Consider the following 222-nt stretch of genomic DNA (forward strand, 5'->3'; position numbering starts at 1 on the left):
GCGGGCACCCGGATGTACCGCACCGGCGACCTCACCCGCTGGAACGAGGACGGGTCTCTCGAATACCTCGGACGGGCCGACCAGCAGGTCAAGCTCCGGGGCTTCCGTATCGAACCCGGCGAGATCGAGACCCTTCTGACTGCGAATCAGAAGGTCGCCCAGGCCACCGTCGCCGTCCGCGAGGACCGCCCCGGCGACAAGCGCCTCGTCGCCTACCTCGTC

General features: G+C 68.9%; 1 protein-coding gene. It reads left to right on the forward strand.

Features of this window, described 5'->3' with window-relative positions:
* A partial coding sequence (locus GT042_RS34630) for an AMP-binding protein (protein WP_237531487.1) occupies positions 1-222 on the forward strand: 222 nt, incomplete at both ends.

It is taken from the genome of Streptomyces sp. SID3212, from assembly GCF_009865405.1.
GTDB lineage: Bacteria > Actinomycetota > Actinomycetes > Streptomycetales > Streptomycetaceae > Streptomyces.